This is a genomic window from Cellulomonas sp. PhB143 (genome assembly GCF_003752595.1).
Classification (GTDB): domain Bacteria; phylum Actinomycetota; class Actinomycetes; order Actinomycetales; family Cellulomonadaceae; genus Paraoerskovia.
The window spans coordinates 32,681-53,007 of the sequence record NZ_RKIJ01000009.1 but is presented as its reverse complement, the minus strand read 5'-3'; the positions used below and the strand labels follow the sequence as shown (position 1 = coordinate 53,007).

The following is a 20,327-nucleotide window of genomic DNA, read 5'->3' as shown; positions in this document are numbered from 1 at the left end:
AGAGGTTGTGAGAGAGCCCGGAGGCCGCTCCTGCGGGCGGGGGCACCGGTCGTCCGGCCCTAGGGTGGGGTGTCCACCACGAAAGAGGAGACTTGGTGCTGCAACGAATCATCGGCCTCGTGCTCGTCGTGGCCGGCGTGCTCGCCGCCGCCTGCGGCGTCGCCAGCGCGACCGTCTGGCGACCCGACGACACGGTGGTGGCGAAGACCACCTACGCCGGCGACGACACCCTGCTCGTCACCGACCCGGGGGTGCTCGACCTGGTCGACGAGGACGTCACGATCCGCGCCACGACTACGGGCGACCAGCCCGTGACTCTCGCGATCGGCCGCGACGTCGACGTGCGGGGCTGGGTCGGCGACGACCCGTACGTCCGGGTGACCGGCCTGAGCGACTGGGACACCCTCGCCACCGCCTCCGGCGCCGCACCGACGTCCTCCCCGTCCGCGAGCGCGGACCCGACGCGGTCGCCGAGCCCGAGCACGAGCCCGGACGCGTCTGCCGGCGCGACGCCGTCCGCGACCCCCGAGGCGTCGGCGGACGCGACCGCGGACGCCGAGAAGAAGCAGCCTGCCGCCGGGCCCGACCCCGCGGGGTCGGACATGTGGTTCTCGGAGGCGAGCGGCAAGGGCTCCGCCTCGCTGCACTGGACGGGGCGCGAGGGCCGCTGGAGCCTGGTCGCCGCGGGCGTCGGCAAGGACGCGTCCGCACCCACCCTGCAGCTCACCTGGCCGCGCACGGTCACCACGCCCTGGCTGTGGCCCGGCATCGTCGGCGGCGTGGTCCTGGTGCTCGTGGGCGGCTACCTGGTGCTGCGCTCGCTGCGGCGCAAGAGCTCGGGGCGCAGGGACTCGACCGGCGCGACCGGTGCGACGAGCGCCTTCGGGCCGGCGGCGAGCGGCGCCGCGGACGGCGCGGTGAGCGGGACCGACGTGACCGCCACGAGCGTGGTGCTGACCCGGCGCGAGCTGCGGGAGCGGGCCGCGCGCGAGGAGGCGGCGCGCGCCGCCGAGGCCGCGAGCCAGAGGAGCGGGCTGCGCGGCTGGCTGACCGGGCAGATCCCGGTCGTGCGGCAGGAGCCGACGGCGACCGACGCGTCGGACGAGCCGGGCACCCCCGCGGCCGACGGCGACGCCCCGGCCTCGGCGACCCGCCGCTCGACGCGCGAGACCTCCGCGAGCGGCGACGCCTGGCGGCGTACCTGGGGCTTCGGCGCGTCCGGCGCGAAGAGCGCCCCGAAGGGCGAGGGCAGCACCGGCGCGGGCGACGCCGAGAAGGCCACGGGCGATGCCGAGAGAAGCACGGACGGCGACACGGAGGGAGACGGACGATGAGCACCACGAGCACCCGTCGTGGCCGCGCCACGTGGACCCGCCGCGCGACCGCGGGCGCGAGCGTCGCCGGCGCGGCGCTGCTGCTGGGCGCCTGCGCGCCCGCGGTCCCCGCGCCGGCCCCTGATCCGGCGCCCGAGAAGCCGCAGGCGGCGCTGACGTCGCAGCAGGTGGACCACGTGCACGACGCGATCAACCACACCCTCGCCGCCGCGACCAAGGCCGAGGACCCCAAGGAGCTCGAGCCGCGGGTGGAGGGCCCGGCGCTGCGGGCCCGCTCGTGGCAGCTCACCGTCGCGAAGCAGGCCGACGAGCCGGACCTGGTCACCGACCTGCCGCTGGACTCGCAGTCCGACGTCGTGCCCGCGACCGACACGTGGCCGCGCACCGGCATGTCCGTCAGCGTGGAGGCCGAGGGCTCGCAGTCCCCGCGGCTGAGCGTCATCGAGCAGGACGACGCGCGCGCCCCCTACAGCCTGTGGGGCTGGGTCAAGCTGTTCCCCGACACGTCGCTGCCCGCGTTCGCCGAGCCCTCGGTCGGCAGCCCGGCCGTCGCGCACGACGACGGCGACTCGCTCGTCGTCTCGCCCGACGACGCCTTTGCGCGGTACGTGGACGTCCTGAACCTCGGCGACGACTCCAAGTACGCCGACCAGTTCGGCGACGACCTGTTCCGCCAGCTCCTCGCCGACCAGGACAAGGTCCTCAACAAGGCGCTCGAGCCCGCCGACGGCAAGCACACGACCACCTTCAAGGCCACCGACGACGCCCTGCGCAGCGTCGCCACCACGGACGGCGGCGCCGTCGTGATGGGTGCGATGGACGCCCGTGAGGCGTACAAGGCCGAGAAGGGCGCCAAGATCCAGCCGCAGACCGACGCGGAGAAGGCGCTGTTCGGCGACCAGGAGGCGACGAACACGCTCGACGTCGACTCGGTCTCCATGGTCGCGATGTACATCCCGCCGGCGGGGACGAAGGACGGCAAGCCGAAGGTGCTCGGGGTCGAGCGGGTGACCACGAAGGTCACGTCCTGACGGTCCCCGGCTGCTGAGCGTCGGCGTGGGCCGGTACGGTGGTCGGCCGTGACCACCATCGACCCGAAGGACGCGCCGTCGCCCGACGCCCACCTCTCCCACGGGCTGCGGCCCCGGCACCTGACCATGATGGGGCTCGGCTCGGCCATCGGTGCCGGGCTGTTCCTGGGTTCGGGGCAGGCGATCGGCACCGCCGGGCCCGCGGTGCTCGTCAGCTACGCGATCGCGGGCGCGATCGTCGTGCTCGTCATGCGGATGCTCGCGGAGATGGCGTCGTCGATGCCGGCGTCGGGCTCGTTCTCCGTCTACGCGGAGGCGGCGCTGGGCCGCTGGGCCGGGTTCCTGCTGGGCTGGCTCTACTGGTTCATGCTCATCATGGTGCTGGGCGTCGAGGTCACCGGGGTCGCGGGCATCGTCTCCGGCTGGTGGCCGGCGGTGCCGCAGTGGGCGGTGGCGGCCGTCGTCGTCGCGGTGCTGGGCGGCATCAACCTCGTCGGCGTGCGGCAGTTCGGCGAGGCCGAGTTCTGGTTCGCCCTGATCAAGGTCGCGGCGATCGTCGGGTTCCTCGTCGTGGGCGTGCTGATGATCGTCGGCGTGGTGCCCGTGACGGGCAGCGTCCTCGGGCACTGGGCGGAGCACGGCGGCTTCGCCCCCGCGGGGATCGGAGGCGTCGCCGCGGGCCTGCTCGCCGTGGCTTTCGCGTTCGGCGGCATCGAGATCGTGGCGATCGCGGCGGCCGAGGCCCGCGACCCGCGGGACGCCGTCGCGCGCGCCACGCGCACCATCCTGTGGCGCATCCTGTTCTTCTACGTCGGTTCCGTCGCGGTGATCGTGTCGCTCGTCGCGTGGGACGACACCGACGCGCTGGTCTCCCCGTTCGTCTCCGTGCTGCAGCTCGGCGGGTTCGGCTGGGCGGCGCGGCTGATGGAGGTCGTGGTCGCGCTGGCCCTCCTGAGCGCCTTCAACGCCAACGTGTACGGCACGTCGCGCATGCTGTTCTCCCTCGGGCAGCGCGACGACGCCCCGTCCGCGACCACCAGGGTCTCGCGCCGCGAGGTGCCGTGGGTGGCCGTGCTGGTGTCGGTCTTCTTCGGCGTCGTGGCGGTGGGCCTCAACTGGCTGCTGCCCGACTCCCTCCTGTCGATCCTGCTCAACGCCGTCGGCTCCGCGCTCTTCGTGGTGTGGCTGCTGGTCACGGTCTCGCAGCTGAGGCTGCGGCCCCGGCTCGAGGCCGAGGCCGCGCGCACGGGCGAGCCGATGCGGGTACGCATGTGGGGCTACCCCTGGCTGTCCTGGGTCACGCTCGCCGCGCTGGTCGCCCTCGCCGGGCTGATGGTGTCCGACGACGCGGCGCGCACCCAGCTCCTCGCGACGGCCGGCCTGGTCGTCGTGATCCTCGTGGTGTACGTGCTGACGCGGCGGGTCCGCACGCCCCGCGACGCCCGCTGAGCCTGTCGGCGGCCGGCGGCGGCCGGCGGAGCACGCGGCAGGGCGACCACCACCCGGGCGCCTCCCTAGGATGGGTGGCATGAGCGATGCGAACCCCCAGTCCCCGTTCGACGTCCGCGGCGCCGTGGACCTCGCCGCCCTCAACCGGCCCCAGGCGCCGCCTCCCGGACAGCCCGGCGGGGCGCCCGACGCCGGCGGATACGTCGTCGACGTCACCGACGAGACGTTCGGCGCCCTGGTCGAGAGCTCGTCGAGCTACCCCGTCGTCGTCCTGCTGTGGATCCCGACCGACCAGGCCAACGCCCAGGTGGGCGTCGACCTCGGCGTGCTCGCGGCCGAGCAGGAGGGGCGCTTCCTGCTCGCGCGGGTCGACGTCGAGAAGTACCCCCAGGTCGCGCAGGCGTTCCAGGTGCAGGGCGTGCCGACGGTCGTGGCGGTCCTCGCCGGGCAGCCCGTGCCGCTCTTCCAGGGCGGGGCGCCGATCGAGCAGGCCCGCGAGGTGATCGGCCAGGTGCTCGCCGCCGCCGAGGCCAACGGCGTCACGGGACGCGCGCCGTCCCAGGGGGACCAGGACGGGCAGGAGACCGCGGCGCCGGCGCCCGAGCCGGAGCCCGAGCTGCCGCCCCTGCACCAGGAGGCCTACGACGCGATCGAGCGCGACGACCTCGACGCGGCCGAGGCCGCGTACCGCAAGGCGATCGCGCAGGACCCGAAGGACGCGATGGCTCCGGCCGGGCTCGCCCAGGTGCACCTCCTGCAGCGCACGCGCGGTCTCGAGCTCGGCGCCGTGCGCACGGCGGCGGCCGACGCGCCCGCCGACGCGGCGGTGCAGCTCGCCGTCGCCGACATGGACATGCTGGGCGGCAAGGTGGAGGACGCGTTCGGGCGGCTCCTCGACCTGCTCCCGGGTGCCGATGCCGAGACCAAGGAGTCCGTGCGGGCCCGGCTCGTGGAGTACTTCGAGGTGGTCGGCGTCACCGACCCGCGCGTCGCGAAGGCGCGCCAGAGGCTCGCGATCGCGCTGTACTGACGCCGCGACACCGGCGCGCCCCCGCGCGGGCGGCGACCGCCCGCGCGGAGGCGGTCAGTCCTCCACGTGCTCGAGGAACAGCGCGCCGAGCGGCGGGACCCGCACCACGGCCGAGAAGGGGCGGCCCTGGTGCGGGACCGCCTCGGCGTCGACGCCCCCGAGGTTGCCGACCCCGGAGCCGCCGTACGTCTCGGCGTCCGTGTTGAGCGCCTCGCGCCACCGGCCCCCGCTGGGCAGCGCCAGCCGGTAGCCCTCGTGCGGCGTGCCGGCGAAGTTCACCACGACGGCGACGGCGCCGCCCTTGCCGTCGAGGCGCAGGTAGGACAGGACGTTGTGGTCGGCGTCGTCGGCGTCGATCCACTGGAAGCCGGCGGGGTCGGAGTCCAGCGCCCACATCGCGGGGGTGGCGCGGTAGAAGGCGTTGAGGTCGCGGACGGTGCGCTGCACGCCCGCGTGGGCGGGGTCGTCGGCGAGGCCCCAGTCGAGGCCGGCCGACTCGTTCCACTCCGTCGGCTGCGCGAGCTCGCTGCCCATGAACAGCAGCTGCTTGCCCGGGTGGGACCACTGGTAGGCGAGCAGGGCGCGCACGCCCGCGAGCTTCTGCCAGCGGTCGCCGGGCATCTTGCCGAACAGCGAGCCCTTGCCGTGCACGACCTCGTCGTGGCTGATCGGCAGGACGAAGCGCTCCGAGTAGGCGTAGACCATCGAGAACGTCGCCTCGTGGTGGTGGTAGCGGCGGTTGATCGGCTCCTCGGCCAGGTAGCGCAGGGTGTCGTTCATCCAGCCCATGTTCCACTTGAGGCCGAACCCGAGGCCGCCGGCGCTCGTCGGCTGCGTGACGCCGGGCCACGCCGTCGACTCCTCGGCGATCATCATGGTCCCCGGGTTGCGCCGGTAGGCGGTGGCGTTCGCCTCCTGCAGGAACGAGATCGCCTCGAGGTGCTCGCGCCCGCCGTGCACGTTCGGGTGCCACTGGCCCGGCTCGCGCGAGTAGTCCAGGTAGAGCATCGAGGCGACCGCGTCGACGCGCAGCGCGTCGACATGGAACTCCTCGAGCCAGTACGTCGCGTTGGCGACGAGGAAGTTGCGCACCTCGCGGCGCCCGAAGTCGAACACGAACGTGCCCCAGTCGGGCTGCTCGCCCCGCAGGGGGTCCGGGTGCTCGTACAGCGGCAGCCCGTCGAAGCGGGCCAGCGCCCAGATGTCCCTCGGGAAGTGGCCGGGCACCCAGTCGAGGATCACGCCGACGCCGGCGCGGTGCAGGGAGTCGACGAGGAACCGGAAGTCGTCGGGGTGGCCGAACCGGGACGTCGGCGCGTAGTAGCCCGTGACCTGGTAGCCCCACGAGCCGCCGAACGGGTGCTCCGCGACCGGCATGAGCTCCACGTGCGTGAACCCGTGCTCGACGACGTACGCGGTGAGCTGGTCGGCGAGCTCGCGATAGCTCAGGCCCGGCCGCCAGGAGCCGAGGTGCACCTCGTAGGTGCTGACCGGCCCGGTGTGCGGGTCGTGGGCGGCGCGAGCGGTCATCCACTCGTCGTCGGCCCACGTGTGGCTGCTCTCGACGACCACGCTGCCCGTGGCCGGGGGGACCTCGGTGCCCTTGGCGACGGGGTCGGCCTTCTGCACCCACGAGCCGTCCGGGGTGAGGATCTCGAACTTGTAGACGGTGCCCGCGCCGATGCCGGGGACGAAGATCTCCCACACGCCGCTGGAGCCGAGCGAGCGCATGGCGTGGCTCGCGCCGCCCCAGCCGTTGAACTCGCCGACCACGCGCACCGCCCGTGCGTTGGGCGCCCACACGGCGAACGACGTGCCGTGCACGGCCCCGAGCACGCTCGGGTAGTGGCGCAGGTTCGCGCCGAGGACGGTCCAGAGCTCCTCGTGGCGGCCCTCGCGCACGAGGTGCTCGTCGACCTCGCCGAGGGTCGGCAGGAACCGGTACGGGTCGTCGCGGCGGTCCACGTGCTCGCCGTAGCGGGCCGAGACGCGGTAGTCGGGGGCGTGCACGCCGAGGTCGTCGGACGGGGCCTCGATGACGGCGACCCAGACGCCGTCCTGCTCGTGCTGGGCGGCGGTGTCGCCGTCGAGGGTGTGCACCACGACCTCGTCCGCCAGCGGGCGCAGCACGCGGACCGTCGCGGTGCCCGCCTCGGCGTCCAGGTGCGGGCCGAGCACGGAGTGGGGGTCGTAGTGGCGTCCGCCGGCGACCGCGGCCAGCTCCTCGGGAGAGGACGGGAGCGGGTGCGTGCCGGGGGTGCTGGGCGTCTGCGTGGACATGGCATCACCCTTCCACGAACGCCCGCGCCCCGCAGGCGACCCGCGGGCGACCCGCAGGCGGTCCGTTCAGACCTGGCCGGCGAGCAGGCGGTCGACCGCGGCGAGGGGGATGTGCTGCCAGGCGGGCCGGTTGCGGGTCTCGTAGACCACCTCGTACAGCGCCTTGTCGAGCAGCAGGGCCCGCAGCAGCGCCTCGGCGGCGCGCGCCTCGTCCCCCGAGACCCCCGTCTCGGCGCGGTAGGCGTCGAGGAACGCGGCGCTGGCGGCGGACGCCCACCCCGGGTCCGTCGCGTGTCCGACGGCCGCCGCGTAGTCGACGGACCGCAGCATCCCCGCGACGTCGCGCAGCGCGACGTCGGGCCGGGTGCGCTCGGCGACCGGGCGCATGGGCTCGCCCTCGAAGTCGAGGATCTTCCACCCCTCGTCGCCGTGCAGGACCTGACCGAGGTGCAGGTCGCCGTGGATCCGCTGCAGGCGGGTGCTCGCCCCGGACTGCGCGAGCAGGGAGACCGCCTCGTCGTGGAACCCGCGCACGGCGTCCCGGCGCGCCGCGAGCACCGGCGTCTGCTCGGCGGCGGTGTCGGCACGCCGGCGCAGGTCGTCGACCAGCCACTTCGCGTCGAGCGGGGGACCGGGCTCGAACGCCCCGGCGAGCACGACGTGCATGCGGGCGACGGCGCGGCCGAGCGCCCCGGCACCGTCGGCGAAGCTCTCGCCGCGGCCGGCCAGGGCGCAGGCCAGGTCGAACCCGTCCTGCGCGCCGTGCACGAGCTCCGCCAGGACGGCCAGGTGCGCGATGCGGGGCTCCGCCCCCGGGTGTGCGGCGTCGGCGCCCGGGGCGTCGTCCTGCGGCTCCCAGCCGGCCGTGAGCCAGGCGAGGGGTCGCGGCGCGCCGGCGAACCCGGCGCCCGCGAGCGCGCGGGGGATCGTCACGTCCGGGTTCGGCCCCAGCGCGACGGCGCGCACGACCTTCAGCATCCCCCCGCCCGCGACCCCGGGCAGGACCACCGAGCTGTTCGACTGCTCGACGGCCAGCGGGCGCGCCCCCGCCAGCTCGTCCGCGTCCGGCGCGCCGGCGGAGGGCCCCGCGCCGGCCTCGCCGTGCGCCCACTCCGCCAGCCGCAGGACCGCCGCCCAGTACGCGGGGTGGGCGGCGCCGTCGTGCACCGTCACCGGCACGGCACCCCCCGCACCGGGAGCGCCCGCTCCGGCGAGGTGCCCGACGACGCTCGGCCCGTCGTCGGGCACGGCTGCCCCCGGTCCCGGGTCGAGGACGAGGGGGACCTGGACCACGAGGTCGACCCCGTCGCCGACGAGCCGCAGGAGGTGCACCTCGACGCTCGCGGCGCCGGGAGAGGGCAGCTCCCACGACAGCCACGGCACGGTCCGGACCGCCGTTCCCTTGACCGGGTACCACCGCCGGGCGGGCATCCACCCCTCGACGAGCGCGAGCAGCTCGGCGGACGGTGGCGCGGTCCGCATCCCTCGGTCCAGTGCAGGCTCGTCCACCGGGCAACACCTCTCATCCGTCGTGCAAGATCGTGCGGGACGCGCGCTAGACCGCCGGGTCGACGTGCAGCCAGAAGAAGTCGCGCGAGCCCAACGTGACCACGACGCCGCCGTCCTCGCTCACCGGCGGGAAGGCCGCGCCGCCGAACACGTCCGAGAGGCCCGCGCCTGCCAGCGTCGGGACCGCGATCCGCGCGGACCGCGCGGTCGCCGAGAGGTTCACGATGCACAGCAGCGTCTCCTGCGGCGAGCGGCGCAGGAACGCGAGCACCGACTCGTCGTCCGCCTCCAGCGCCACGAAGTCGCCCGTGCCGAACGTCGGGTGCTGCCTGCGCACCGCGAGCATGCCGTGCACCCAGTGCAGCAGCGACGTCGGCTGCACGAGCTGCGCCTCGACGTTCGTGTGCTGGTAGTTGTGCACGAGCGACTGGATCAGCGGGAGGTACAGCTTGCCCGGGTCAGCGGTCGAGAAGCCGGCGTTGCGGTCCGGCGTCCACTGCATCGGCGTGCGCACCGCGTCGCGGTCGGGCAGCCAGATGTTGTCGCCCATGCCGATCTCGTCGCCGTAGTACAGGCAGGGGCTGCCGGGCAGCGACAGCAGCAGCGCGTGGGCGAGGTGGATCTCCGCACGCGAGTTGTCGAGCAGCGGCGCGAGCCGACGCCGGATCCCGACGTTCGCGCGCATGCGCGAGTCGGGCGCGTACCACCCGTACATCGACGCGCGCTCCTCCGTCGAGACCATCTCGAGCGTGAGCTCGTCGTGGTTGCGCAGGAACGTCGACCACTGGCCGGACGCCGGGATCGCCGGCGTGTCCGCGAGGATCTCGACGATGGACCCCGCGCGCTGGTCGCGCAGCGCGTGGAAGATCCTCGGCATCACGGGGAAGTGGAAGCACATGTGGCACTCCGGCTCCTCCTCGGTGCCGAAGTAGTCGACGACCTCGTTCGGCCACTGGTTGGCCTCCGCGAGCATGATGCGGCCGGGGAACTCCTCGTCGACCATGGCCCGGACGCGGCGCAGGTAGGCGTGCGTCTGCGGCAGGTTCTCGCAGTTGGTGCCCTCGTCCTCGAACAGGTACGGGACGGCGTCGAGCCGGAACCCGTCGACGCCCATCTGCAGCCAGAACCGGGCGACGTCGATCATCGCGTCGGCCACCCGGGGGTTCTCGAAGTTCAGGTCCGGCTGGTGGGAGAAGAAGCGGTGCCAGAAGTACTGGCGGCGCACCGGGTCGAACGTCCAGTTCGACGTCTCGGTGTCCACGAAGATGATGCGCGCGTCGCCGTACTTCTCGTTGTCGTCGCTCCACACGTAGAAGTCCCCGTAGGGGCCCTCCGGGTCCGAGCGCGACGCCTGGAACCAGGGGTGCTGGTCGCTCGTGTGGTTCATCACCAGGTCGATGACCAGGCGCATGCCGCGCTCGTGCGCCTTCTCGATGAGCTCGGTGAAGTCGGCGGTCGTCCCGTACTGCGAGGCGATGGCCGAGTAGTCCGAGATGTCGTAGCCGCCGTCGCGCAGCGGCGACGGGTAGAACGGCGGCAGCCACAGGCAGTCGATGCCGAGCCACTGCAGGTAGTCCAGGCGCTCGATCAGGCCGCGCAGGTCGCCCGAGCCCCCGTCCCCGGAGTCGGAGAACGCGCGCACGAGCACCTCGTAGAACACCGCGGTCTTGTACCACTGGGGGTCGTCCGAGAGGCCCGGGTGGGTCTGGCCCGGCGGCGTCGGCTGGCGGCGCGGCGGCAGGGCGCGGATCGGGGCCGTGATCGAGGCGGGCTCGAAGGCCCGCCGGCTCGACGGGGCGGGGACGGGGACCGACGCCGGTGCGGCGTGCGTGGTCTGTTCTGCGGGCTCGCGGCTCATGGGCGGACCTCGATCACGTGGGCGACCTGGGTGTAGGGGTCGAGGCGGACCCAGGGGTGGGCTCCCCAGGCGTACTGCTCCCCCGAGAGGAGGTCGTGCGCGGAGTACGTCGTCGCGTCGTCGGGCTCCAGCCCGAGCGCCGCGAGGTCGACGTCGACCGTGGCGGCCTGGGCCGTCCACGGGTCGAGGTTGACGACGACGAGCACCGTGTCCGGCTCGCCGGTCGGCGAGTGCTCCGCCGCCAGGTGGCGGGAGAAGGCTACGACGTGCTCGTTGCTCGTCGGGTGGACCGTGAGGTTGCGCAGCTGGCGCAGCGCCGGGTGCGCGCGACGAACCTCGTTGAGCGCGGTGATCAGCGTGCTGATGCCGATCTCGGGGGCGCGGGACCAGTCCCGCGGCTTGTACTCGTACTTCTCGTTGTCGATCTGCTCCTCGACGCCCGGGCGCGGGACGTTCTCCACGAGCTCGTAGCCCGAGTACACGCCCCACGTCGGCGAGCCGAGCGCGGCGAGCACCGCGCGCACCGCGAACCCGGCCACCCCGCCGTGCTGCAGGTACGGCGGGAGGATGTCGTGCGTCGTCGGCCAGAAGCTCGGGCGCAGCACGGAGCCCTCGGGGCCCGAGACGGTCTCGAGGTACTCCTCCAGCTCCGCCTTCGTGTTGCGCCACGTGAAGTAGGTGTACGACTGGTGGAAGCCGATCGCCGCGAGGGTGCGCATCATCGCGGGCTTGGTGAACGCCTCCGACAGGAAGATCACGTCCGGGTCGGTGGCGCGGACCTCCGCGAGCAGGCGCTCCCAGAAGACCAGCGGCTTGGTGTGCGGGTTGTCGACGCGGAACAGGGTCACGCCGCGCTCGATCCACACGCGCACGACCCGCAGGATCTCCGCGTAGATGCCCTCCGGGTCGTTGTCGAAGTTCAGCGGGAAGATGTCCTGGTACTTCTTCGGCGGGTTCTCCGCGTAGGCGATCGTGCCGTCCGCGCGGGTCGTGAACCACTCCGGGTGCTCCGTCACCCACGGGTGGTCCGGCGAGCACTGCAGGGCGAGGTCGATGGCGACCTCCATGCCCAGCGAGCGGGCGCTCTCCACGAAGCCCGCGAACGTGCGCTCCGACCCGAGGTCCGGGTGGATGGCGTCGTGGCCGCCGTCGGGCGAGCCGATCGCGTACGGCGAGCCCGGGTCGCCCGGCAGCGCAGTCAGGGAGTTGTTGCGGCCCTTGCGGTACGTGGTGCCGATGGGGTGGACGGGGGTGAGGTAGACGACGTCGAACCCCATCGCAGCGATGTCCGGGAGCCGGCGGGCCGCCGTCGTGAAGGTGCCGGAGACCCAGCTGCCGTCGTCGCGCTGCCGGGCGCCCTCCGAGCGCGGGAACATCTCGTACCAGGCGCCGGACAGCGCCAGCGGGCGGTCCACGCGCAGGGGATAGGTCGCCGACGGGGAGACCATGTCGCGCAGCGGGTCGCGGGCCAGCGCCTCGCGCACCTCGGACGACGTCGCGGCCGCGACGCGTGCCTCGGCCGGACGGTCCTGGTCCCCGAGAGCGGCGACGGCGGCCTCGACGGTGCGGGCGTCCTCGGGCGCGGGGGACGTCTGCTCCAGGGCGCGGCGCAGCACCCGCTCGCCCTCCGTCAGCATCAGGGCCACGTCGAGCCCGGCGGCGACCTTGATCAGGGCGTCGTGCGCCCAGGTCGCGTACGGGTCGGACCAGCCCTCGACGCGGAACGACCAGTCGCCCGGCGCGTCGGGCAGCACGACCGCCCGGAAGCGGTCGAGGCCGGGCGCGACGTCGACCATCGTCACCGTGCTGTGCGTGCTGCCGTCCGGGGCGAGGAGGACCGCGGACGCCGAGACGGCGTCGTGCCCCTCGCGGAAGACGGTCGCCTCGATCGGCAGGGCCTCGCCGACCGCTGCCTTGGCGGGCCAGCGGCCGTCCTCGATCGCTGGCGCCACCTCGACGACCGGGATGCGCCCGACCGGGCGCGGGGAGGCGGGCCTGGGCTCGGGGACGACGGCGTCCGGCGGGGCGGGCCGGGTGGCCGGGGCGGCGGGGAGCGTCGCGGCGGACGAGCTGGGCTGGGGGGCGGACGGCGTCGGGCGTGCCGCCGGCGTCTCCGGAGCGGGTGCGGCAGACCGCGTCGTGGCGGCGGCAGGCGTGGGAGTGGCGGCAGACGTCGGGGCGGGGGCAGCCGTCAGCGGCGCGGTCGCGGCCACCGCGCTGCGCGTCGGGTGCTCGGCAGCGGCCGCCACGGTGCTGCGCGCCGACCCGACGGCGGCCGTCGAGGCTCGCGTCGCGGCCGCCGGTACGGCGCCGGTACGCGTGCCGGCGGCGCGACGGGGCGCCGGCGGCTTGCGGGCGGCGCTCGCGGGCGCGCGCCTCGGCGCGGGTGCGGGACCGGGGGTCGGGTTCGGGCCGGTCGCCGCCGGTTCGGGTGCTGCCGACGGTTCGGACGTCGGGGGTTCGGTCGGCTGAGGGCGTCGCCTGGCTCGGGTCACGGCACCAACCTAACGAGGTCGCGGTGCCGGACGCACCAGGGCCGACCTCCGACGCGCCGCCGCCACCGCCGTCGACGTGCTCCTGCAGGTTCTCCTCCGCGGTCTCGTGCCGCGAGTTCGATGCTGCGGACCGAGTTCGATCGCCGCGGTATCGAACTCGAGCGGCAACGTCGAGCTCGCGGTGGCTGGTGCGGTCGAGACCCGTCGAGCGTGCCGCGAGGTGCGGCGCGGTGGGTCGTGCGGTGACGTCGCGGCGGCCGCATGTGGATCTGCCGCCCATCCACAGGGCGCGGCCGCCGAGCGCGCGGCCCGCGAGCCCGGCTGCCGATGATCGGACGATGACACCTCACGAGGACGCGCCCCCGCCGGCGCTGCGCTCCGTCGGCGCGACACGGACCGACGTCGAGGCGGCCCTCCGCGCCGGGAACGCATGGCGTCCTCGACGCGGCGTCTACGTCGCGGCCGCCACCGCCCCGTCGTCGGCGGCCCTGCGCAGACGGGAGGAGGCGCTCGCGCACGTCCGAGCCGTCGCGGAGGTGCTGACGACGCGCTACTGGTTCAGCCACACCAGTGCGGCGCTGCTCTGGGGCTGCTGGACGTGGCGGCTGGACCCCGTGCCGCACGTCACCCAGCTCGGGCGTCCCAGCGGGGCGGGCTGTCAGGACGCGACTCTCGCCCGCCACCGCAGCGACGTGCCGGCAGCGGATCGCGCGGAGCGCCACGGGCTCCCGGTGACGTCGCTCGAGCGGACCGTCGTGGACTGCGCGAGGCTGCTCCCCGTGCCGCAGGGGCTGGTGGTTGCCGACTCGGCCCTGCGGCTCGGTGCGCGCCGGGCCGAGATCGAGCGACGTCTCGAGGCCGTCGTCAGAGGGCGCGGCGTCCGCAGGGCTCGCGAGGTCCTGGCAACGATGGATGGCCGCGCCGAGTCGCCCGGCGAGACGCTGCTGCGCCACGTCGTGGTCGCCGCCGGCCTCCCGCCGTTCGTGCCGCAGCACGAGGTGGTCACGTGGCGGGGCACGGTGCGCCTCGACGGTGGCTGGCCGCAGTCTCTCGTCGGCGTGGAGTTCGACGCTGCCGTGAAGTACTCGGGCGGATCGTTCGGGGATCCGCGGGCCCGGCTCGCCGCGGAGAAGGAGCGCCACGACGCGCTGACCGAGGCGGGATGGCGGATCGTGCGCGTCACCTGGGCTGACCTGAGGGACCCGGAACGCGTGGTGGCGAGGATCGCCGCGCTGCTGCGGCGCACGACGGCGTCCCGCTGAGCGCGAGTTCGATGCTCCGGCGCGAGGTCGACCCCCTCGGCATCGAACTCGCGCCGCAGCATCGAACTCGCGGGGCGTGGGTGGGTGAGGGAGGTGCGGCGGGCGGTGCGGCGGGCGGTGTGGCGGTCCGGCGGAGAGGGGGCCCGGCGGCGGGGGTCAGGCGAGCTCCGCCGCCACCGCCCGCCCCGCGACGCGCCCCGTGTGCACGCACCCGCCGAGGAACGTGCCCTCGAGCGCGCGGTGCCCGTGCACGCCCCCGCCGCCGAACCCCGCCGCCTCGCCCACCGCCCACAGCCCGGGCAGCACCTCGCCCGCCCCGTCGAGCGCGCGCGCCGAGGCGTCCGTGTGCAGCCCGCCGAGCGTCTTGCGCGTCAGCACCGAGAGCCGGACCGCCAGCAGCGGCCCGTCGGACGGGTCGACGAGCGGCCGCGGCGGCGCCACGCGCATCAGCCGGTCGACGCGGAAGCGGCGCGCGGCGGCCGTGGCCACCACCTGCGGGTCCTTGCCGAGGCCGGAGCGCACCTGGGCGTCCCGCAGCGCGATCGTGCGCGCGAGCGCGGCCGCGTCGACGGTCCCGCGCGAGCCCGGCGTCGCGGCGACCAGGGCGTTCATCCCGGCGGCGAGCTCGGCGGGGTCGGCCCCCCAGACGAACTCGGGGGACGCCGCGGCGAACCGCGCCACGGGCCCGACGGCGCCCGGCATCACCCGCCGGGCGAGGAGCCGCAGGTCGCGGCCGGTCAGGTCGGGGTTCTGCTCGGACCCGGACAGCGCGAACTCGGTCTCCATGATCGTGCGGTTGAGCACGAACCAGGAGTGGTCGTCGCCGCGGGCGGTGACGTGCCGCAGCGCCCCGAGTGCGTCGAACCCGGGGAAGAGCGGCGCGGGCAGGCGCCCGCCGTCGGCGTCGAGCCACAGCGGCGACGGGCCCGGCAGGATCCGGATGCCGTGCCGGGACCACACGGGGGAGTGGTTCGCGATGCCCTCGGGGTAGTGCCACATGCGGTCCTCGTGCACGAGGGCCGCACCCGCCTCCGCGGCGGCGCCGATCATCAGCCCGTCGGTCGAGTCCGGCACCCCGGACAGCATGCGTCCGGGCAGCGGCCCGGCCGCGGCCGGCCAGCGCGAGCGCACCAGCTCGTGGTTCGCCCCGATCCCCCCGGAGGCGACGACGACGGCGCTCGCCGACAGCTCGACGTCGCCGACGACGTCGCGCGAGGACGGCTCCCCGCGCCCGGCGCGGTCCGGGGCCAGCACCTGCGCGCGCACGCCGGTGACCCGACCGCCGGTCGTGACGAGCGAGGTCACCCGGTGGCGGGACCGCAGGTCCAGGAGGCCGGCGGCGTGCGCGTCGAGCGCCGCCCGGACGAACGGCTCGAGCAGGCCGGGACCGGTGCCCCAGGTGACGTGGAACCGCGGGACGGTGTTGCCGTGCCCGCCGGCCGCGTACCCGCCGCGCTCCGCCCACTGCACGAGCGGGAACCACCGCACGCCGAGCCCGTGCAGCCAGGGCCGCATCTCGCCGGCCGCGAACTCGACGAACGAGCGCGCCCAGGCGTAGCCGTGCCGGTCGGGACCGACGCCGTCGGCCGCGCCGGGGGCGAAGTCCGCGGAGCCGAGCCAGTCCTCGAGGGCGAGGTCGGCGTCGTCGGACACCCCGAGCCGCCGCTGCTCCGGGGACCCGACGAGGAACAGCCCGCCGAAGGACCAGTACGCCTGGCCCCCGAGGCTCGCCGCGGGCTCCTGGTCGAGCAGGACCACCCGGCGGCCGGCGGCGGTGAGCTCCGCGGCGGTGACGAGGCCGGCCAGGCCCGCGCCGATGACGATGACGTCCGTGTCGGTCATCGCCCGAGCCTAGCGGCGCGCCTCAGCGCGAGACGTACACCTGGAGGCTGAGCGGCTCGAGGACGACGACGTCCCCCGGCGCCGCGGTCCCGTCGCCCTCGACCGTGGACCGGTCGTCGGGGTGCTCCCAGTCCGAGTCCCAGGCGAGCGTCCACCCCTGCGGCCGGACGTGCGCCCCGCCCCCGGTGCCTGCCCCGTCCGGCACGGCGATCCCGCCGAGCGCGACCTCGACGTCGTCGAGCGACCCGTTGAGCACGAGGAGCACGTCGTGCGCGTCGTCGGCCGGTCCCGTGCGCAGCATCTGGACCACGCGGGTGGCCGGGTCGTTCCAGGACCGCTGGTCCATCACGTCGCCCTCGGCGCCGAACCACACCAGGTCGGGGACGGCGGTGCGCAGGGAGCTGCGCGGCAGGCCGAGGAAGAACGCGTCGGCGCGCAGCGCCCGGTGCTCGCGCCGCAGCGCGAGCAGGTGCCGCGTGGTGGCGAGCAGCTCCGTGCGCCAGGCGTCGAGGTCCCAGTCGACCCAGGAGGTCTCGTTGTCCTGGCAGTAGGCGTTGTTGTTGCCGCGCTGGGTGCGGCCCAGCTCGTCCCCGGCGGTGAGCATGGGGGTGCCCGCGGAGAGCAGGAGCGTGGCGAGCAGGTTGCGGATCGAGCGGCGGCGCAGCGGGGCGATCTCGCCGCCGGGGCCGGGCTCGTCGTCGGGCACGTCGAGGTGGTCCTCGATGCCGTGGTTCCACGAGCGGTTGTCGTCGCTCCCGTCGCGCCCGCCCTCGCCGTTGGCCTCGTTGTGCTTGTGGTCGAACGCGACGAGGTCGGCGAGCGTGAAGCCGTCGTGGGCGGTGACCATGTTGATCGACGCGACGGGGCCGCGGACCAGCGGCGGCTCGCTGTGCCCGAAGAGGTCGGCGCTGCCGGCGAGCCGCGTCGCGAGCTCGCGCACGCCGCGCGTTCCGCGGCCGTGGGCGGCCTCGCGCGGGTCGGCGAGCCAGAACTGGCGCGCGGCGTTGCGGAACCGGTCGTTCCACTCCGCCATGGGCGCCGGGAAGCCGCCGGTCTGCCAGCCGCCGGGGCCGACGTCCCACGGCTCGGCCACGAGCTTGAGCCCGTTCAGCACCGGGTCGCACTGCAGCGCGACGAGGAACGGGTGGTGCGGGTCGAACCCGGCCGGACCCCGGCCGAGCGTGACGGCGAGGTCGAAGCGGAACCCGTCGACGCCGATCTCCTGCGCCCAGTACCGCAACGAGTCCAGGGTGAGCTGCACCACGCGCGGCTGACGGAAGTCGAGGGTGTTGCCGGTCCCGGTGACGTCGGCGTACCGGGCGGGGGAGGCGCCGTCGTGCAGGTAGTACGTCGCGTTCTCCAGCCCCCGCAGCGACAGGTGGGGGCCGTCGTCGCCCGCCTCGGCGGTGTGGTTGTGCACGACGTCGAGCAGCACCTCGATGCCGGCCTCGTGCAGCAGGTGGACCATGCCCCGGACCTCGTCGACGACGGCGCCCGCCCCGGCCTCCCGGGCGGCGCGCGTCGCGTAGGCGGCGTGCGGGGCGAAGAACCCGAGCGTGGAGTAGCCCCAGTAGTTCTCGAGCCCCTTCGCGACGAGGTGCGGCTCGGTGACGGACGCGTGGACGGGCAGGAGCTCGAGGGTCGTGACGCCGAGCGCGCGCAGGTGCTCGACGGTCACCGGGTGCGCGAGGCCGGCGTAGGTGCCGCGCAGCTCGGGCGGCAGGCCGGGCAGGGCCTTCGTCAGGCCGCGCACGTGCGCCTCGTAGACCACGGTCTGCGACCACGGGACGTGGGGGCGCGCCACCTCGGCGTGCGCCGTCCGCGGCCCGACGACGACGGAGTGGGGCACGTGGGGCAGCGAGTCGCGCGGGTCGGGGGGCCCGTAGGGGTCGCCGTGCACGCCGCCCGCGGCGGGATCGCCCTCGGCGACGTAGGCGTAGGCCGCCGCGGAGTGGTCGAAGGCGCCGACGATCCCGCGCGCGTACGGGTCGACGAGGAGCTTCGCGGGGTTGTGCCGGTGGCCCTCGCGGGGCGTCCACGGGCCGCTGACCCGGAATCCGTAGCGCTGGCCCTCGCGCACCCCGGGCACGTGCGCGTGCCAGACGCCGTACGTCGGGCCGTCCAGCGGCACGCGGGTCTCGCGGTACGCGGGCCCGCCGGCCGCAGCGTCGTCCGGGGCGTCCAGGACGTCGATCAGGCAGAGCTCGACGCCGGTCGCGTAGGCCGCCCGGACGGCGACGTCGGCGCCGTCGCCGCGCAGGTGCACGCCCAGCGGGGGGACGTGGCCGTGGTGGTCGGTGCCCGTCACGGAGGGGCGGGCGGTGGGCTCGAGCGGGTTCACGCGTCCATTCTCGCGTACGCCCCCGACACGGTGCGGGGCCCGCCGGTAGTGTTCGGGACGAACCCGGCTCGTGGAGGAGTGATCGTTGTGCGCATCGTCGTCGCCGTGAAGTACGTCCCCGACATCCAGTCCGAGCGTGGCTTCGCGGACGGCCGGGTCGAGCGCGTGCCCGACGACGGCACGCTCAACGAGCTCGACGAGAACGCCCTCGAGGCGGCGCTGAGCCTCGTCGAGGCGCTGGGCGAGGAGGAGCGCGCCGCGAGCGAGGTCGTCGCCCTGACCGTCGGCGGCCCGGACGCGGCCGCGGCGGTGCGCAAGGCGTTCCAGCTCGGCGTGGACCGCGGCGTGCTCGTCAGCGACGACGCGATCGCCGGGTCCGACTACGCCGGCACGGCCGCGGTGCTCGCCGCCGCCGTGCGTCGGCTCGAGCAGGACGGCCCCGTGGACCTCGTGCTCGCGGGCATGGCGGCCCTCGACGGCCTCGGGTCCGTCGTCCCCTCGTTCGTGGCGGCGGAGCTGGGTCGCCCGCACCTCGCGTTCGCGGACCGGCTGGAGGTCGACGCCGCGGCGGGCACCGCCCGCGCGACCTGCGACGTCGGGCACGTGAGCGAGGAGCTCGAGGCGCCGCTGCCCGCGGTGGTGAGCGTCAGCGACCACATCAACCAGCCGCGGTTCCCGAACTTCCGGCTGATCATGGCGGCGCGCGGCAAGCCGGTCGAGCAGTGGTCGCTGGCGGACGTCGGCCTCGATCCCTCGCGGGTCGGCGAGGCCGGGGCGCGGACCCGCACCGTGCGCGCCGAGCCGCGGCCGGAGCGCCCCGAGGCCGAGGTCGTCGTCGACAAGGGCGACGGCGGCACGGCGCTCGCCGAGTTCCTCATCCGCAACGAGCTGGTCTGAGAGGGATCCTCATGAACGCCCGCACCGTCCTCGTCCTGCTCGACACCCCGGCGACCGAGCTGCGCTCGCCCGCGCTCGAGATCCTCACGCTCGCCCGCGGCCTGGGCCGCGTGGAGGCGGTGGCCCTCGAGGCGCCCAGCCTCGAGACCCTCGCCCAGCTCGGCACCTACGGCGTCGAGCACGTGCGCCAGGCCGAGCTCGCCCTCGACGACCCGGAGCAGCGCCACCGCCCGCCCGTGGTCGCCGCCGCGCTGGCCCGGGCGGTGGAGGTCGCGGGGGCCGACGTCGTCCTGCTCACCTCCTCGTTCGTGACGAAGGAGGTCGCCGCGCACCTCGCGCACGCGACCGGGGCGGGCCTGGTCGTCGACGCGGTGGGCGTCACGGCCACGGACGACGGCCACGTCGTCGGCGCCAAGACCGCGTTCGCCGGCACGTGGGAGACGGAGTGCGAGGTCACGACCGACGTCGCCGTGCTCACGGTCCGGGCCAACGCCGTCGTGCCCGCGCCGGCCGGGACGACCGTGGAGACGCAGGTGGCCGGGTTCCCGGTGGAGCCGGACGCCGCCGCGACGGCGGTGCGGACGCGCTCGCGCGCCGTCCACCCGACCACTGGCGGGCGCCCGGACCTCGCGGAGGCCGCGACCGTCGTCGCCGGCGGGCGCGGGACCGACGGCGACTTCGGCCCGGTCCTCGACCTAGCCGACGCGCTCGGCGCGGCCGTCGGGGCGAGCCGCGACGCCGTCTTCGAGGGCTGGTTCGACGAGTTCGTGGGGCAGACGGGCGTCTCGGTGGCCCCGCGCCTGTACATCGGCGCGGGGATCTCCGGGGCTCCGCACCACCGCGGGGGCATGCAGTCCTCGCAGGTGGTGGTGGCGGTGAACAACGACCCGGAGTGCCCGCTGTTCGAGATCAGCGACTTCGCCGTGGTCGGGGACCTCGCCGACGTCCTGCCCCAGGCGGCTGCCGCGATCCGCGCGCACCGCCAGGACGGCGCGTAGC

General features: G+C 75.1%; 14 protein-coding genes. 8 read left to right on the top strand and 6 right to left on the bottom strand.

Annotated elements, in window-relative coordinates; translation table 11 throughout:
• Nucleotides 1-95 precede the first annotated feature (95 nt).
• From EDF32_RS01715 to EDF32_RS01700, 4 genes are all read left to right on the top strand, one after another.
• The gene (locus EDF32_RS01715; RefSeq protein WP_148061546.1) at nucleotides 96-1,334 is read left to right on the top strand and encodes a hypothetical protein; all 1,239 of its coding nucleotides are present in this window, start codon (nucleotides 96-98) and stop codon (nucleotides 1,332-1,334) included.
• Nucleotides 1,331-2,365, top strand: a complete 1,035-nt coding sequence (locus EDF32_RS01710; protein WP_123306820.1) for a hypothetical protein — start codon at nucleotides 1,331-1,333, stop codon at nucleotides 2,363-2,365. Before EDF32_RS01715 ends, EDF32_RS01710 begins: the two co-directional genes overlap by 4 nt.
• Before the next feature lie 48 nt (nucleotides 2,366-2,413).
• Nucleotides 2,414-3,814 carry an amino acid permease gene (locus EDF32_RS01705; protein WP_305037911.1) on the top strand — a complete coding sequence of 467 codons (1,401 nt, stop codon included), beginning with the start codon at nucleotides 2,414-2,416 and terminating at the stop codon, nucleotides 3,812-3,814.
• A gap of 79 nt (nucleotides 3,815-3,893) precedes the next feature.
• Nucleotides 3,894-4,844 (top strand): tetratricopeptide repeat protein, encoded by a 951-nt coding sequence (locus tag EDF32_RS01700; RefSeq protein ID WP_123306819.1) that lies wholly within the window; start codon nucleotides 3,894-3,896, stop codon nucleotides 4,842-4,844.
• 54 nt (nucleotides 4,845-4,898) lie between these two features.
• Here EDF32_RS01700 and glgB read toward each other — a convergent pair whose 3' ends face one another.
• The 4 genes from glgB to EDF32_RS01680 form a co-directional block, all read right to left on the bottom strand.
• Complete coding sequence (glgB, locus tag EDF32_RS01695) at nucleotides 4,899-7,124, bottom strand: 1,4-alpha-glucan branching protein GlgB (protein WP_123306818.1); 2,226 nt, start codon at nucleotides 7,122-7,124, stop codon at nucleotides 4,899-4,901.
• Between the two features lie 66 nt (nucleotides 7,125-7,190).
• Nucleotides 7,191-8,633 carry an aminoglycoside phosphotransferase gene (locus EDF32_RS01690; RefSeq protein WP_233565616.1) on the bottom strand — a complete coding sequence of 481 codons (1,443 nt, stop codon included), beginning with the start codon at nucleotides 8,631-8,633 and terminating at the stop codon, nucleotides 7,191-7,193.
• A 46-nt stretch (nucleotides 8,634-8,679) separates the two neighbouring features.
• Nucleotides 8,680-10,491, bottom strand: coding sequence for a maltose alpha-D-glucosyltransferase (treS, locus tag EDF32_RS01685; protein ID WP_123306816.1), 1,812 nt, complete (start codon nucleotides 10,489-10,491; stop codon nucleotides 8,680-8,682).
• Entirely contained in the window at nucleotides 10,488-12,443 is a 1,956-nt protein-coding gene (locus EDF32_RS01680) for an alpha-1,4-glucan--maltose-1-phosphate maltosyltransferase (protein ID WP_370449883.1), read from the bottom strand. The genes treS and EDF32_RS01680 overlap by 4 nt, the downstream gene beginning before the upstream one ends.
• 13 nt (nucleotides 12,444-12,456) lie before the next feature.
• On the opposite strand from EDF32_RS01680, the gene EDF32_RS14805 reads away from it, so the two are divergent.
• Entirely contained in the window at nucleotides 12,457-12,963 is a 507-nt protein-coding gene (locus EDF32_RS14805) for a hypothetical protein (RefSeq protein ID WP_233565689.1), read from the top strand.
• Between the two features lie 361 nt (nucleotides 12,964-13,324).
• Nucleotides 13,325-14,248, top strand: coding sequence for a hypothetical protein (locus EDF32_RS01675; protein WP_123306814.1), 924 nt, complete (start codon nucleotides 13,325-13,327; stop codon nucleotides 14,246-14,248).
• Between the two features lie 156 nt (nucleotides 14,249-14,404).
• Here the strand turns inward: EDF32_RS01675 and EDF32_RS01670 are convergent, their stop codons facing one another.
• Both EDF32_RS01670 and glgX read right to left on the bottom strand, forming a co-directional pair.
• On the bottom strand, nucleotides 14,405-16,090 hold the full coding sequence (locus tag EDF32_RS01670) for an FAD-binding dehydrogenase (RefSeq protein WP_123306813.1): 1,686 nt from the start codon (nucleotides 16,088-16,090) through the stop codon (nucleotides 14,405-14,407).
• Between the two features lie 22 nt (nucleotides 16,091-16,112).
• Nucleotides 16,113-18,431 (bottom strand): glycogen debranching protein GlgX, encoded by a 2,319-nt coding sequence (glgX, locus tag EDF32_RS01665; protein WP_370449882.1) that lies wholly within the window; start codon nucleotides 18,429-18,431, stop codon nucleotides 16,113-16,115.
• An 87-nt stretch (nucleotides 18,432-18,518) separates the two neighbouring features.
• On the opposite strand from glgX, the gene EDF32_RS01660 reads away from it, so the two are divergent.
• A complete protein-coding gene (locus EDF32_RS01660; protein ID WP_123306812.1) occupies nucleotides 18,519-19,328 on the top strand; it encodes an electron transfer flavoprotein subunit beta/FixA family protein in 810 nt (269 codons plus the stop codon).
• An 11-nt stretch (nucleotides 19,329-19,339) separates the two neighbouring features.
• Complete coding sequence (locus EDF32_RS01655) at nucleotides 19,340-20,326, top strand: electron transfer flavoprotein subunit alpha/FixB family protein (RefSeq protein WP_123306811.1); 987 nt, start codon at nucleotides 19,340-19,342, stop codon at nucleotides 20,324-20,326.
• The last annotated feature ends 1 nt before the right edge of the window (nucleotide 20,327 follow it).